At 65.3% G+C, this 15,770-nt stretch carries 10 protein-coding genes; 5 read left to right on the top strand and 5 right to left on the bottom strand.

The genetic code is table 11. The annotated features are described in order from the left end of the window. Positions 1 to 41: 41 nt before the first annotated feature. The 3 genes from J7500_RS01350 to uvrA form a co-directional block, all read right to left on the bottom strand. Entirely contained in the window at positions 42 to 1,181 is a 1,140-nt protein-coding gene (locus J7500_RS01350; RefSeq protein ID WP_294059322.1) for a hypothetical protein, read from the bottom strand. Further along, complete coding sequence (locus J7500_RS01345) at positions 1,178 to 1,690, bottom strand: DUF4365 domain-containing protein (RefSeq protein WP_294059321.1); 513 nt, start codon at positions 1,688 to 1,690, stop codon at positions 1,178 to 1,180. Before J7500_RS01345 ends, J7500_RS01350 begins: the two co-directional genes overlap by 4 nt. Positions 1,691 to 1,754: 64 nt before the next feature. Then, positions 1,755 to 4,790: an excinuclease ABC subunit UvrA gene (gene uvrA / locus J7500_RS01340; protein WP_294059320.1), complete on the bottom strand. Its 3,036-nt coding sequence runs from the start codon at positions 4,788 to 4,790 to the stop codon at positions 1,755 to 1,757. A 242-nt stretch (positions 4,791 to 5,032) separates the two neighbouring features. On the opposite strand from uvrA, the gene J7500_RS01335 reads away from it, so the two are divergent. The 5 genes from J7500_RS01335 to J7500_RS01315 all read left to right on the top strand — a co-directional run bounded on the left by J7500_RS01335 (position 5,033) and on the right by J7500_RS01315 (position 14,746). Beyond that, positions 5,033 to 6,607 (top strand): PQQ-binding-like beta-propeller repeat protein, encoded by a 1,575-nt coding sequence (locus tag J7500_RS01335; RefSeq protein WP_294059319.1) that lies wholly within the window; start codon positions 5,033 to 5,035, stop codon positions 6,605 to 6,607. 153 nt (positions 6,608 to 6,760) lie between these two features. Continuing rightward, positions 6,761 to 7,147: a hypothetical protein gene (locus J7500_RS01330; RefSeq protein WP_294059318.1), complete on the top strand. Its 387-nt coding sequence runs from the start codon at positions 6,761 to 6,763 to the stop codon at positions 7,145 to 7,147. 196 nt (positions 7,148 to 7,343) lie between these two features. Beyond that, positions 7,344 to 12,770, top strand: a complete 5,427-nt coding sequence (locus tag J7500_RS01325) for a calcium-binding protein (protein WP_294059317.1) — start codon at positions 7,344 to 7,346, stop codon at positions 12,768 to 12,770. Between the two features lie 122 nt (positions 12,771 to 12,892). Beyond that, positions 12,893 to 13,246, top strand: a complete 354-nt coding sequence (locus tag J7500_RS01320; protein WP_294059316.1) for a group III truncated hemoglobin — start codon at positions 12,893 to 12,895, stop codon at positions 13,244 to 13,246. A gap of 126 nt (positions 13,247 to 13,372) precedes the next feature. Continuing rightward, positions 13,373 to 14,746 carry a hypothetical protein gene (locus J7500_RS01315; RefSeq protein WP_294059315.1) on the top strand — a complete coding sequence of 458 codons (1,374 nt, stop codon included), beginning with the start codon at positions 13,373 to 13,375 and terminating at the stop codon, positions 14,744 to 14,746. Positions 14,747 to 14,749: 3 nt separating this feature from the next. Here J7500_RS01315 and J7500_RS01310 read toward each other — a convergent pair whose 3' ends face one another. Together J7500_RS01310 and J7500_RS01305 are read right to left on the bottom strand one after the other, a co-directional pair. Further along, positions 14,750 to 15,205 (bottom strand): vgr related protein, encoded by a 456-nt coding sequence (locus tag J7500_RS01310; RefSeq protein ID WP_294059314.1) that lies wholly within the window; start codon positions 15,203 to 15,205, stop codon positions 14,750 to 14,752. Positions 15,206 to 15,248: 43 nt separating this feature from the next. Next, a complete protein-coding gene (locus tag J7500_RS01305; RefSeq protein WP_294059313.1) occupies positions 15,249 to 15,767 on the bottom strand; it encodes a PH domain-containing protein in 519 nt (172 codons plus the stop codon). Positions 15,768 to 15,770: the final 3 nt, after the last annotated feature.

Below are 15,770 nucleotides of genomic sequence, written 5' to 3'. Positions count from 1 at the left end.
GTTACCGTATCCTATAATTGACTTAGGATTGTTTCCAAGTCTCATTCGCCCATTTTATTAATACGGAAGCTATGCGGATTTTCGAGCGCAAACTGTGCGCCCTTTTTAACTAAAGATCCACTCACCTCCAATGTGCAGTCAATTTTGTTCCGGAATGCCTCAATGACGATGTCGCGTTCCCCTCTCGAAAATGGGATGCGCACCGAGTGCGGCTGCTCATCAACCTCAGCCTTAAGTGTCAACGTGCCAGGGCGCCGGAGGCTGGCTTCACGCAGCGCTACTATTACGCCCGACAAGGCAACCGGACGAGCATTTGGCTTGTTGGCTAAGATAGAAGCTCCCTCAGACAAGTGGCGAATATCGTCCCTAGTAAAGGCTACTCTCGCCGCCGGATGCGTATCTTCGTCTTGCAAGCCATGATCGATCCGTACTGTCAGATCTCCTGCGGTCTTCAACATCGATGCTAAAGCGGAGCAGAAATTGGCCGTAACTCCATCGTCTACAGCTTCTATAAAAACACCGCTCCCGCTGGCTCGAGCTTCTTGAATCGCGTGGCGCGACGCTGAGAGCGCTACTGCCAATCGATTCGAGACATTTCTGCCGAAAAGTCTGGGAGGCGCATCGGGCAAGGCGGGAGCATTATTTTCTGCAGTGACTGGAAGCAACAGCGTTAGAATGAAACTTCCTACCTCGGTCTGTCCCATTCTAACCGTCTCAAGATATTCACGAGCTTCATCCGGGCGCCTGCCCCTCAGAATGGAGCGAGGCTCATCCAAAGCCGCCGTGGTCGCTGCCGAGGCAATCAACTCAAACCCATTTTCAAGAAGCTCAACAGCTTCCTCAAAACGTATGCTCGATGCCGCAGCGCCGTCATGGGCCTTAATGCGAACTACGTCGTACGATGATAGCTCAATATTTCGTAGAATTTGTGTTTGATCGAGATCGAGGGCATGCCCAACGTCATATAAGAGCGCAGCTACGCGACGTGTGTAGTCAGCCAAGTCAAAGGAGATTGGAAGTAGGACTTCGATCTTCCTGTCGCCATGCGCATAGGTGAATCGCTCTTCAAATTCCCCCCAACGCCCGCGCCGATCAAAGCCGCTGGCGAGCAGAAAGGAGCGCAAAATAGCTGGGCTAAGCGCCTTTAAGCTTTCGCCCCGAGCTTTGTGACCGCGCGTCATGCTGCATCACCCTGTTCTTCGAGCTGGGCAAACCGCTCCATAATTATATTTGTGAGACTCTCAGGATTGAAAACTTGATCCTTTGGTATGTGAACTGTTTTCGTGGCGACGTTATCGCTGCGCGGTTGCCCTTTTAAGCTAAGCCAAAATGCGCAACGCTTAAATACGAGTTCGTTCGCGTCAGCGGAAAGCCATTGTTCGCTGTCGTCCGGCAAATCCAATACAACAAGATACTGCGGATTAGCGACGCGTGTCGCGCAAAGGTCATTGTAATTCTTTACGTCTAGCGCGAAGCTTACCATGTCATCCGTGTGAACAAGGTTCACTGTTGCCTTCAACTGGACATCAATACGAACGGGAGCGCCCGCAACAGGGCGAATTTCAATGTCGCAAGACTCACGATCGACTGGGATTTCTAGTACTTGACATCCTGCCCGTGCGGAAACGAGCGCAACGTAGCCAATAGACAGGCGCTCCTTGATGTCATTCTCGGTCGTCTCGATTGCCATGCGAAAGCATCCCCCATCGAATGCCTAGCACGTACGTTTTATACCGCAAGTGATTGGTTCTCCTTCACTCCGCCGCCACGCTCACCTTCCGCGCGCCCTTCTCCAGCAGCGGCGCCAGATACTTCCCCGTATAGCTGCGCGGCTCCTTCGCCACCTGCTCGGGCGTGCCTTCCGCCACGATCTCGCCGCCCTTGACGCCGCCTTCGGGGCCCAGGTCGAGGATCCAGTCGGCGGTCTTGATGACGTCGAGATTGTGCTCGATCACCACCACGGTGTTGCCCTGCTCGACCAGCGCGTGGAGCACTTCGAGCAGCTTGCGCACGTCCTCGAAATGGAGGCCGGTGGTGGGCTCGTCGAGGATGTAGAGCGTCTGGCCGGTGGCGCGGCGGCTGAGTTCCTTGGCGAGCTTGACGCGCTGCGCCTCGCCGCCCGAGAGCGTGGTCGCCTGCTGGCCGACCTTGACGTAGCCGAGGCCGACTTCGGCCAGCATCGCCATCTTGTCGCGGATTGGCGGGACCGCCTTGAAGAACTCGACGGCGTCCTCGACCGTCATGTCGAGCACGTCGGCGATGCTCTTGCCCTTGAACTTCACTTCCAGCGTCTCGCGGTTGTAGCGCTGGCCGTGGCAGACGTCGCAGGTGACATAGACGTCGGGCAGGAAGTGCATCTCGATCTTGAGCACGCCGTCGCCCTGGCACGCCTCGCAGCGGCCGCCCTTGACGTTGAAGCTGAAGCGGCCGGGCTTGTAGCCGCGCTCCTGCGCCTCGGGCAGGCCGGCGAACCAGTCGCGGATGTTGGTGAAGGCGCCGGTGTAGGTCGCCGGGTTCGAGCGCGGGGTGCGGCCGATCGGCGACTGGTCGATGTCGATCACCTTGTCGCAATGCTCGAGCCCGGTGATCTTCTCGTGCTTGCCCGCGAGCATGCGCGCGCCGTTGAGCTGGCGCGCGGCGGCGGCGTAGAGCGTGTCGATCGTGAAGCTCGACTTGCCCGAGCCCGAGACGCCGGTGATGCAGGTGAAGGTGCCGAGCGGCAGGCTGGCGGTGACGCCGCGCAGATTGTTCGCGGTGGCGTTGTGGACGGTTAGCTTCTTGCCCGTCCCCTTGCGGCGCTTGGCCGGCAGGGGGACTTCGCGCGTGCCGTTGAGATAGTCTGCGGTGACGCTGCCGGTGGAGGCGAGCAGCTGGTCGAGCGTGCCCTGCGCCACCACCTCGCCGCCGTGGACGCCGGCGCCCGGCCCCATGTCGATGACATAGTCGGCGGTGCGGATCGCGTCCTCGTCATGCTCGACGACGAGCACGGTGTTGCCGAGATCGCGCAGCCGCTTGAGGGTGGCGAGCAGCATGTCGTTGTCGCGCTGGTGGAGGCCGATGCTCGGCTCATCCAATACGTACAAAACGCCCGACAGTCCCGAACCTATCTGGCTCGCGAGGCGGATGCGCTGGCTCTCGCCGCCCGACAGCGTGCCGCTGGTGCGATCGAGGTTGAGATAATCGAGCCCGACATTGTTGAGGAAGCCGAGCCGCTCGTCGATCTCCTTGAGGATCGCGCGGGCGATCTCGCGCTGCTGATCGGTGAGCGTGGCGGGGAGCTTCTGGAACCAGGCGAGCGCATCGACCACCGAGAGGCGGGTGGCGTGGCTGATGTCCTCGCCCGCGACCTTGACCGCGAGCGCCTCGGGCTTGAGGCGCGCGCCGCCGCAGGTCTCGCAGGGGTGCGCGGCCTGGTACTTCGACAGCTCCTCGCGCATCCACGCGCTCTCGGTCTGGAGCATGCGGCGGTTGAGGTTGCCGATCACGCCCTCGAACGGCTTGCGCACGTCGTAGCTCTTGCGGCCGTCGACGAAGGTGAGCGTGACGGGCTTGCCGCCGGTGCCGTGGAGGATGATGAGTCGGACCTCGCCGGGCAGGTCCTTCCACGGCGTCTCGAGGCTGAAGCCGAACTCGCGCGCGAGGGAGCCGAGCACCTGCATATAATAGGGCGAGGGCGGGTTGGACTTGGCCCAGGGGACGATCGCGCCCTTCTTGATGCTGAGATCATGGTTGGGGACGACGAGGTCCTCGTCGAACTCGAGCTTCTCGCCGAGGCCGTCGCACGCCGGGCAGGCGCCCTGCGGGGCGTTGAACGAGAAGAGGCGGGGCTCGATCTCGGCGATGGTGAAGCCGCTGACGGGGCAGGCGAACTTCTCGGAGAAGACGATGCGGTTGGCGGGGATGCCGGCGCCTTTGAGGTTCCCCTCCCGCTCGCGGGAAGGGTTAGGGGAGGGGGCATCTCCCTCCGCCACGAACGTCTGGGGCATCTCGCGGACGGCCCCTCCCCCGACCCCTCCCGCAAGCGGGAGGGGAGCGCCGGAGCCGCTGCCGGTCAGCTCGGCGACGGTGGTGTCCACCAGGTCCACATAGGCCAGCCCCTCGGCGAGCTTGAGCGCCTGCTCGAAGCTCTCCGCCAGCCGCGTGGCGATGTCGGGGCGGACCACCAGCCGGTCGACCACCACCTCGATGTCGTGCTTGTACTTCTTGTCGAGCGCGGGGGCGTCCTCGATCAGATAGGTCTCGCCGTCGATGCGGACGCGCTGGAAACCCGCCTTCTGCCATTCGGCAAGCTCCTTGCGATACTCGCCCTTGCGGCCGCGGACGACGGGGGCGAGGAGGAGCAGGCGCGTGCCTTCGGGGAGCGCGAGGACGCGGTCGACCATCTGGCTGACGGTCTGCGCGGCGATCGGAAGGCCCGTGGCCGGCGAATAGGGCACGCCGACGCGCGCCCAGAGCAGGCGCATGTAGTCGTAGATCTCGGTGACGGTGGCGACCGTCGAGCGCGGGTTGCGGCTGGTGGTCTTCTGCTCGATCGAGATGGCGGGGGAGAGGCCCTCGATATGATCGACGTCGGGCTTCTGCATCAGCTCGAGGAACTGGCGCGCATAGGCGCTGAGCGACTCGACGTAGCGGCGCTGCCCCTCGGCATAGATGGTGTCGAACGCGAGCGAGGATTTGCCCGAGCCCGACAGGCCGGTGATCACCGTCAGCGTATCGCGCGGGATGTCGATGTCCACGCCCTTGAGGTTGTGCTCGCGCGCGCCGCGGACGGAGATTGTCGTGAGTGCCATGCGTGGAGTTCTAGCTTTGTTCTGAAGGGGATTCCAGAGGGGAGATAGGGTGCGGAGCCGCGAGATGCGAGGGGTGGGCACGGAACCCGCGCGATCAGTCTCGATGCCTGGGCGGTATCGGGCATGTCCGGAAACGCGCCGGAGGACGGAGGCAAAAGTCGTTGCATGGATGGAATAGCTGCGATTATTTGCGCGTGATCAGAATAATTTCTGTTCGTTTATTGATGAATTCGGGGGGATTGATGCGGCGCGTGTTTCCGGTGATCGGCTTGGGTCTGCTCGCGGCGTGTTCGGGTGGCGGGGGGAATAGCGCGGGCGGCGGCGGAGGGGGCGGCACGGTCGTCCAGCCGCCGGCAATTCCGACGCTATCGGTGACGCTCGATACCGCCGCGCAAACGCAGGTGGCGTCGGAGACCGATTCCCGCGCCGCCTTCGCCTTCACCGCTACCTATAGCGGCAGCACCAGTGACCCGATCTATCCCAAGATTGGCTTCGATGCCGCCGTGCTGACGCAGGACGGCGACATCGTCCAGACGGGCAAGAGCTATGCCGTCAAGCTCAGCAGCCTGCGCGGGCTGAGCGCGGAGAACCGGACCGGTGACGTGACCTTCCGCCTGTGCCGCGATCAGGCCTGCAACGAAGTCTATCCGGGCTCGACCCAGACCTTCCGTTACACGCTCGACGTCAAGCTGCTCGACTGGGGGACGTTCCAGCGCACGCCCGCGCACACCGGCTTCGTCCATGCGACGTTCGACCCGCAAAAGATCGTCAAGGCCTGGGAATGGTCCCCCGCGGGCACCCAATCCTTCCGCCCGATCGCGGCGAAGGGCGACAGCCTGTTCGTCACCCGCGTCTCGTCGACGGGGTTAACCAGCGTCCATGCGTTGAACAGCGCGAACGGCACGCAACGCTGGAACTATGACATCGGTCAGATCCACAGCGCGGGCGGGCCGGCCGTGGCCGGCGACCAAGTGCATGTAGTCACCATGAGTACGTCTTCCAGCGACAATCGGATCGTGACGCTCGGTGCGACCAACGGCCAGTTCGTCCGCAACATGCTGTTCGCTGCGCAATGGTCGCAATTCGCGCAGCCGACCGTCATTGATCGCGAGCTCTATCTGGCGTCGGGCTATTACGGCAACGTCGTCTACGGCTACAATCTCGACGACGGCACGACGCGCTGGACAGCGAATGGCAGCGGAGGGCGCGTGTGGGACGGGGAGACTCCGGCAGCGGACGACCAATATGTCTATTATTATTCCGGCGGACTGGACGTATTCCGGCGCACGGATGGCTCGCTGGTGAAGAGCATCGCCGATCCCTTCTGGCAATGGAACGGCTATTCCTATGCCGGCGGCCCTATACTGGGTGCGCGCAAGAACGCCATCGCCTATTCAGGAAGTGGCATGGGCACCTACCCCATTGCCTTTCCGCTGGTGAGCTACGATCTCGACGCCGGGCAGGTCGCTTGGCGTACCGCGAACAGCTACAATATCGCGCCCGCACTGGGGAACGGCGTCCTCTTCGCCGGCAGCAACACCCAGGGGCAACTCGATGCGATCGGCGAGGACGACGGAAAGGTTCGCTGGTCGTGGCCGCTGCCAGCCGGCGAGCAGTTCGTAGGCAACATGATAGTGACCGACAATCTGCTGTTCTTCTCGACCACCGCCAAGGTTTACGCGGTTTCGCTGAGCACGCATGCGACTGTCTGGTCGGCATCAACGCCGGGCCAACTCGCGCTCTCGCCTGACGGGAAGCTGATCGTGGTCCCGCAACTCGGGACCGGCACGATAATGACTGCCTATTCGCTCCGTTGAGCACCGCGGCGGCGGCGTGGTCAGATGCGCCGCCGCTGCGCCTTTCCGGCATGGTTCGCCTTGGGAGCTATTTCGGGCAAGCCCTTGCGCAAAACAGAAGCCATGCCGCGGCCGTCGACGTCGACCTGATGGTTCGAGGACCAGAACAGGCGCGTGCGGACACCGGCACGCTGGTCTCGATCGAGAATATCGTGGGCTCGGGCTTCGACGACGTGCTGGCGGGGCTGGGGCGCCAACCTGCTCACCGGCGGCGCCGGCAACGACCGCTTCGTGTTCGGCGAGACGGCGCTCGGCGCGCGCGACCATGTCACCGACTTCGCGGCGGGCGACGTGCTCGATCTGAGCCGGATCGACAGCGCGCTGGCGTTCATCGGCGCGGGCAGCTTCGGTGGCGTGGCCGGGCAGCTCCGCGTCCCCGGCGACGGCACTGCCTGGCTGGTCGAGGCGGACCTCAACGGCGACGGCATGGCCGACCTGTCGATCGAGGTCACTACCCAGGCGGCGGGGTACCAGTTCACCACTGGCGACTTCCTGCTCTGATGTGCCCGGACGATACAGCGCGGTTTGCAACTGTATCGCCGAAGTGCTTGCGGGATAAATAAAGATCAGCGAAATATTGCGTCGTCGTCACGGAAGCGTCCGGGCGGCGGCTTATGACGGGCGAGGCCTCGGGGCCGCACTCCCCCGGTAATTGGCATGTATGCAACCTCCGGCTTCCGGAGGCGAAGGGGGATTCATGGCGAACAACATCATCGGCACCGACGCGGGTGAGTCGATCAGCGGCACTGCCGGCGATGACGTTATCGCCGCGCAGGGCGGCAACGATCAGATCGACACCTCGCGCGGGCATGACTCGGTCGATGGCGGCGACGGTACCGACTGGCTGTTCGTCCACTCGGTACCGCTCGCGCTGCCGGCCGCCCCGCACCACTATACGATAAGCGCGGATCATTTATCCGACGGCTCCGGAGCGCTCGATACCAGCTTCACCCGGATCGAGAAGATCGGGCTGACCGACCTGGATACCGACGAAGTGACTGTCGACGCCAGTGCACTCAGTGCCGTCGACCTCCTGCTGACCCTGCAGGCCGACACGGTCGATGTGAAAGGCGGGGCGGGCAGCGATCAGATAGCGGTGCACGGCGCGGCTGGGACGGTCGACGGGGGGGCGGGCAACGACCTGCTGAGGGTCACGTTCGACAATGCGGCGAACACCGGCATGGTGACGGTGACGGAGTCCGCGGGCGTGACGCTCCTGGCCCAGTCCGGCCGTGCGGACCTCGTCGCGACCAACTTCGAGAGCATCGACATCGGTACCACGAGCGGCGCGTTGCGCGTAGATGCGTCGACCACGGCGGGCGCGATCAGCTTCTCCGCCTCCGCCGGCAGCGACACGATCATCGGCGGCGCGGGGGGTGGCTTCTTTTATGCCATGTCCGGTTCGGCAGGCAGCGCCGACGTGTTCACCGGGGGCGGCGGCGCCGACATCTTCCAGTTCTGGACCTTCGCCGCCCTGAACGGCACGACGATCACCGACTTCTCCGAAGATGACGGAATCTACCTGCTCAATACTTCCCCGACGCTGCGCTTCATCGGCACCGCCGCTTTCAGTGGCGCTGCAGGCGAGATCCGCTACGTTCGAGGCACCACCGAGACTCTGCTGATCGCCGATGCGGACGGCGACGGCATCGGCGACAGCACGCTTACCCTGACGGGCAGCTTCCAGATTGCCGAAGACATTTCCCAGCCGTGGATGCTGCGGCGCGCGCCGGACCAGGTCACGGGCACCGGGGGGCACGACACCGTATCCGGGAGCTCGGCGGATCAGGTGATCAACACCTTGGGCGGCGACGATGAAATCCATGCGTCGCGCGGGCATGACGTGATCGATGCCGGCGCTGGAACGGACAGCCTGTGGATCCATTCGGCGACGCTGCGCTTGGACTCGGGGCCGCACCTTTACACGATCACCGCGGATCGCCTCTTCGACGCTTCGGGCGCACTCGACACCAGCTTCACCGGGATCGAGCGCCTCTGGTTCACCGATTCGAGTGACAGCGACGTGACGCTCGATGCGAGCGCCATCGGCGAAACCCCGATTTCGATCGAGGTTTCGACTGGCACGCACGCGGTGACCGCAGGCGCGGGCGACGACAGCGTCACTGTCCTGGGCGGCTCGGGCGTGTTCGACGGCGGCGCGGGCACCGACCGGCTTTCGATCCGGGTCGATACGGCGGCCAATAGCAATCCGCTGACGCTGACCGAGGCGAACGGCGTGGCCACGCTCGCGCAGACCGGCACGAGCGACCTGGTCGCGCGCAATTTCGAAAGTCTTGAGATCTGGTCGACAGGCGGCGCGCTACGGCTCGACGCATCCGCGACGACCAGCGCGTTCAACGTCACTTCCACAGCCTTTGCCGACACCTTGGTCGGAGGAGCTGGGAACAATCATTTCTATTCGTCGCCGGCCGCGATCGGCGCGGGGGACGTATTCACGGGCGGTGGCGGGGCCGACTGGTTCGATTTCTACACCTTCGCCGCGCTGGACGGGGCAACGATCACGGATTTTTCCGAGCAGGACCAGATCGACCTGCATCTGATTGGCGGGCTGTCCTTTATCGGAACCGCGGCGTTCAGCGGGACCGCCGGTGAGATCCGCTATGTACGCCAGGCCGGACAGACGCTGCTGATCGGGGATGCGGACGGCGACGGTGTCGGTGACAGCACGCTCACGCTCACCGGCAGCTTCCACCTCGACGAGACCTCGCCCGGCTCCGAGTTCCTGAAGCGCGTTCCCACTCAGGTGGTTGGAAGCGAAGGGAACGACACGATCGCCGGGAGCATCGCCGATCAGACCATTCTGACGCTGGGTGGCTCCGACTATATCAATGCCTCGCTAGGGCATGACGTAATCGATGGCGGAGCAGGAACGGACCTGCTCGCAATATCTTCCGCCGCGCTTAGGCTCCCCGCGGGGGCGCACCGCTACACGATAACGGCTAGTAGCGCGAGCGATGCATCGGGAGCACTCGATACCAGCTTCACGGGCATCGAGACGATTTGGCTGACCGACAATGCCAACGGCAATGTGACGGTCGACGCGAGGAATGCTGCCGGCCTTGCCCTCAATGTGATGCTGTCGGCGGGTTCGCACGCGATATGGGGTGCGGCGGGCGACGACCAGTTCATTATCGCCGGTGGCTCGGGTAGCTTCGATGGCGGAACCGGAAACGACGTACTGCGGACGACGATCGACAATTCGGTCAACGCAGGTTCCGTCACCCTAACCGAACTGGGTGGCCTCACGACCATATCCCAGGCAGGCAAGTCCAGTCTGATGGCCCGCAACATCGAACGGTTCGATATCGCTGCCGTCAACGGGCCGCTGCTTGCCGATAGCTCTCGAGTGGCCGCCGCGGTCGATTTTACTTCGACTGCCTTCGCGGACCGCCTCATCGGCGGCGCAGCGGCCAACCATTTCTACTCGTCTTCCAGCGCGGTGGGGGCTGGAGACGTGTTCACGGGCGGGCTTGGGAGTGACAGCTTCGATTTCTCGACGTTCGCGGCACTCGCCGGCGCCACCATCACCGATTTCGCGCCTCAGGACCGGCTCAATCTCTATATGAGCGGCAGCGTGCGCTTTATCGGCACAGCGGCGTTCAGCGGAACGGCAGGCGAGATTCGCTACACGACGGACGGGGATCAGACGCTCCTGATCGGTGACGCGGATGGGGACGGCGTGGGCGAGAGCGTGCTCACGCTTTCCAATCGCGCTATGACGCTTCGCGAAACCTCACCGGCCTCGAGGGTCCTGCAGGTCGATGTGAACCAGATTCGGGGCACCGCCGGCATTGACAGGATCGGGGGAACGACGGGCGAGGACGAGGTCCTCGGCCTCGCCGGCAACGACAGGATCAAGATCAGCCGCGGCAAGGATTGGGTTGATGGCGGCGAGGGCGGCGATGTACTCGAGCTTGATGCGGCAGAGCTCGGGCTCGGCGCGGGGCAGCACAGCTACCGTATCGTCAGCTCCGACGCGAACAGCGGCCGGCTGACGGATGCGTCGGGAGCTATCGACACCCTCTATTCGACGATCGACGCAATTGTTCTCTCCGACGTCACGGGCAACAACGTGGCCCTTGACGCGAGCCAGCTGATTACCGCGCTCACGGTCAACGTCCTGGGCGGTACGCACACGCTTTTGGGAGGGAGCGGCGCCGACAACTTCTCGGTGGGAGGTGGATCGGGCACGATCGACGCCGGCGCCGGGGTCGACACCATCGTGTTTACGACCGACAACGCCGCGAACGCCAATCCGGTATTGGTCAGCCAAACCGCAGACGCCACCGTTTTGACCCAGGCCGTTGGGCCGACGCTGAGCGTGCGCAACGGGGAAGTCTTCCAGCTCGGCACCAGGCAAGGGAGCGGGCTACGGGTCGACGCCTCGGCAGCAACGGTGAGCCTGACTTATCTCCTGACCGACCGGAGTGACATCGTGAAGGGCGGGGCGGGCGTGGATCGTTTCGCGAGCGGCGAGACCGCGACCGGCCAAGGCGACGTGTACACCGGGGGCGGCGGCGCGGACACTTTCGCCTTTGCGCAATACACCGGCTTCGGTGGTGCGACCATCACCGATCTCGACAGCACAGACCTGATCAGCATCACCGCGGCTTCCGCGGGCGGCTATTTCCTGGGAGCCGGAGAGTTTACCGGCCGGGCCGGCGAATATCGCTTCGTTGCAGAAGCCGGGCAGACGGTGCTGATCGGCGATGCCGACGGAGATGGCGTGGGCGAAAGCGTGCTATCCATCACCAACGGCGCTTTCATCCTCGCCGAGACCGGGCCGGCTTCGCGGCAGCTGCGGATCGCCGGCCAGATCGTTGAGGACCCGAACTCTACCGTTCTCACCGGCGGGTTGGGAGGCGATTATCTTAGCGGCGGCGGCGGCAACGACACGATCGACGGGGGAGGCGGAAACGATGTGCTCCGGGGCGGCGCCGATAACGACCGGCTCGTCGGCGGCATCGGCGATGACCTGCTCTACGGCGGTACCGGGGCTGATGTGCTTGACGGTGGAGCGGGCAACGATCGCCTCGACGGTGGTGACGGCGTCGATACTGCGGACTATTCGCGCGCGACATCGGGGATTGCGGTTAACTTGTTGTTCGCCGGCGCGCAGCAGACTGGTGGGGCGGGCGTGGACACGCTCGTCGCTATCGAGAATGTCACCGGCTCGGCCTTCGACGATATTCTGACGGGCAGCGATGGCGCCAACCGGATCGACGCCGGGGCGGGGAACGACTGGCTCTCCGGTGGTGGGGGAGACGACACGCTAATCGGCGGCGCGGGCAACGACACGGTTGGCTATGGAAGCGCCAGTGCGGGCGTGGTCGTGGACCTTTCCAACATGGGTCCGCAGGACACCGGCGGCGCCGGTGTCGATGTACTCCAGAGCGTGGAGAACATCAGCGGCTCGGGGTTCGACGATGTGCTGACCGGAGACGGTGTCGGTAATGTGCTGGCGGGCGACGCAGGGCAGGACTGGTTGAGCGGCGGCGGCGGTAGCGACATCGAGACGGGCGGCGAGGGCCATGACAGCGTTTGGGGTGGCGAGGCGGACGACCTGCTCGACGGCGGGGCTGGTGACGATACGATCTGGGGTGGTGCCGGCATCGACACGGTCACTTATGCGGCGGCGCAGACCGGGGTTGAGATCGATCTGTCCTGGACCGAGGAGCAGGACACCCGGGGAGCCGGCGTGGATACATTGGTGTCGGTGGAGAATGTCGTCGGCTCGGGCTTCGACGATGTGCTGGCGGGAGACTGGGCTGCCAATCTCCTCACGGGCGGCGCGGGCAACGACCGCTTCGTGTTCGGTGAGACCGCGCTCGCCGCGCGCGATCGAGTGACGGATTTCGCTGCAGGCGATGTGCTCGACCTGAGCCTGCTCGACGCCAATGGCGCCGGTGCCGGCGACTCGGCCTTCGCCTTTATCGGCACGGCAGGCTTCGGCCATGTCGCCGGGCAGCTCCGAGTGACTGGCAGCGGGACTGCATGGCTGGTCGAGGCCGACCTCAACGGCGACGGCGTGGCCGATCTGTCGATTGCAGTCACTACGCAGGCGCCGGGCTACCAATTCACTGCCAGCGACTTCCACTTATAACCCGTCGTCAGAAGGCCGGGTGAATCCAAATGCGAATGTTCAGGGAGCGCAGGCAAGTCAGATAGTTCGGGGATTTCCGGACGTTGGCACGGACGGGCGCGCGGGTGTATGGGCCCGCGGCAATGACCGAGGAACAACTCGCCGAGCAGGTCGAGCGCTTCTACGCCAGGGTGCGCGAGGACGAAGTGCTGGGCCCCATCTTCAACGGCGCGATCACCGACTGGCCGCACCATCTCGAGAAGCTGAAGGCCTTCTGGTCCTCGGTGATGCTCACCAGCGGCCGCTACAAGGGCAGTCCGATGGCGGCGCACCTTCAGCACCGCGATGCGATCGCGCCCGAGATGTTCGAGCGCTGGCTGGGGCTGTGGCGCACGACCGCGGACCAGGTCTTCGTTCCTGCCGAAGCCGACGCGATCGTGGAAAAGGCCGAGCGGATCGCCGAAAGCCTGGGACTGGCGCTGTTCTTCCGCGTCTGAGCGAAAAGCGAAGCAGCGGCGGCGAACAGCCAAGAAGAAAGACGCCGCTTTATTGTGTCGGCATGGTCAGCCGCCGTTAAGCGGGGCGGGCGGAAGCTGCGCGCATAGAAACGGAAGGGACGGGGAATGGGCTGGAAGCGCGCGTTGCGGCTGGGGACGATGGGCGGAGCGATGGCGCTCTCGGCCTGTACGATGGCCGACTATGGCGACGGCGGCTATGGTCCCGCGCTCTACGATCCCGTTCCGCCGCCCGCCTATACGGCGCAGGAAACCCCCGACGCCTATGCCTATATCGATCGCGCGGACTCGCTGTGGGAAGCGATCGGCGACGCGCCGCCCGATCACAGCTTCGCCTTCGAAGGCGGCGAGCCCTGGGCCTGGCAGACCGAGGCGGGCTTCCGCGTCATCGTCGAGGACGGGCCCGAGGGTATCCGCAGCTATTATTTCGAGCCGGGTGAGGCTGGGCCCTTCCTCGCCGTCGAGCCGGGGCACAGCTATGGCTATGAGGGCGATGCCGTGGCGGTGGTCTATGGCCCCGACGGCGGTGCCTTGCCGCGCGCCGAGGGCGAGGCGTTCCTCGACGAGGCGATGGCGCTCTATGCCCGCGCCCGGCGGATCGGTGCGGCGATGGCAGGCGGCCAGTGGGAGCCGATCGATACCGATGCCTGGGCCGACGCCAGCCCGCTGATCTTCTCGGGCTTCATCCAGCTGTGGGACGAGGGCCGCCAGCGCTATCCGGGCTGGCGCAGCCACCGCCAGCGCACGCACGACCAGGAATGGCGGCGCCGGCTCGAGGCCGAGCAGCTTCGCCGGCGCGGGCTCGCCGACGCGTTCCGGCGCTGGCGCTCGGGCGGCTTCCAGGGGCCGCCACCCCAGGGTCACTGGCGCAAGCCCGGCGAGCATCGTCCGGGAACCGGCCGCCCGCATCGCCCGGGGGTTCCGCCCGCGGCCGGGACTCCGCAGCCGCCGCGCCCCGGTGTCGGCAGGCCCGATCGGCCGAGGCCCGGCGCAGGCTGGCCGCGGCGGCCCGACGTATCCCCGAACCCGGACGCCTCCTCGCCGCAGCAGCCCGGCGCGGGCCGGCCCGTTCGTCCGAACTGGCCGCGCCGTCCCGATCGTCGCCCGGAGCCTTCCGCCGATCCGGCAGCAGGCACGCCCCAGACACCCGCGACGCGCCCCGCGGGCGCCCCGGGCGGCTGGCGCCCGCGTCCGCGCCCGGACGCTACGCCCGGCACTGCGCCGGCGCCGCGACCCCAGGGTGCGCCGGACTCCGGCTGGCGGAGAGGGCGGCCCGATCCCGGAAATACCGGGGGCGGCTGGCGTCGGCCCGAACGTCCGGCACCGGCGCCCGGCGCCGGTCCGCAGCCGCGCCCGAGCTATTCGCCCCCGCCGCGGCCCGAGCCTCGTTCGGCGCCGCCGCCCCGGTCCGAGCCGCGCGCGCCATCCCCGCGTTCTTCCTCGCCGCGCTCGTCCAAGGCACCAGACAGCGATCCGAACTGAGCCTCAGCCGCGGCGGAAGGGGATCAGCGTCTCGTACTGGGCGAGCGGCGGGGCGCCGGCGATCTCGGCGCCGTGGCGGAGCAGGAAGGCGTGGCGGACGATCTCGGCCTGCTGCTCGAGCCCGTATTTCTCGAACGGCCGGCCGGGCTGGAGCGCATAGGCATAGCGGCAGAAGGGATGCCGCCTGACCGGCAGGAAGATGCCCTTCTGGTGCTGCCAGACATGCACCATCTCGTGGACGAACAGCCCCTGCACGCCCAGCGGCGCGCAGCTGAAGTCGTCGTGATAGATGCCGCTCTTCGGGTGGAAATGGATCGTGCCGAGCGGCGCCATGGTCGTGTTCGCCGGCTGGAAGAAGATCCATTTGGCATTGGCGACGCGGGCGCGCGCATAGTCGATCGCATCGCCGAACACGGCGCGCGAAAGCTCGACTTCACCGGGCGTGAGCGGGCGGCGCATGCAGGGACATATTAGAGGCGCGGGCGCGCGGGGCTAGGGGCGCTCAGATATCCTCGTGCACCATGTCGATCTCGCGCACCCCGCGCTGGCGCCGGGCGGTGTTGACCAGCTCGCGCAGCTTCTCGCGCCGCGCGCGTGCGCGCTCGACATTGGGGATGAGGAGCGGCCTGACGCGCGTCGTCTCGTCGGACGATGCGACTCCGATCGTGCCGATGTCCGCCATCTGGTTGATGATCGAGAAGTCGATGCGCACGTCCTTGACGCGGTAGAGCTCGATCTCGTCGATCGATTTGCGCACCAGGCCGCGGTAGAGGATCAGCCGGTCCGCGGTGATCTCATAGGCGGTGCCGAGGTTCTCGAGCCATTTGACGAGCAGGATCGCGATGGCCGCGACCATCAGCACGGGCAGGAGCAGCGCCACGCCCTGCAGCGTGCCCTGGGCAAGGAAATAGAAGGTGCCGAGCAGCCCGGCGAGGAACAGCAGGCAAGTTCCCCATCCCGCCAGCGTGCCGCGCAGCCAGCCCAGCGTCGAGGATCGGAAACGGTCGATTACTTGCGTCATTCG

Origin of the sequence: Sphingomonas sp. (assembly GCF_017744835.1) — a bacterium.
Taxonomy (GTDB): Bacteria; Pseudomonadota; Alphaproteobacteria; order Sphingomonadales; family Sphingomonadaceae; genus Sphingomonas.
Note: the sequence above shows the minus strand (reverse complement) of the source record. Positions and strands in the feature narration are given on the sequence as shown.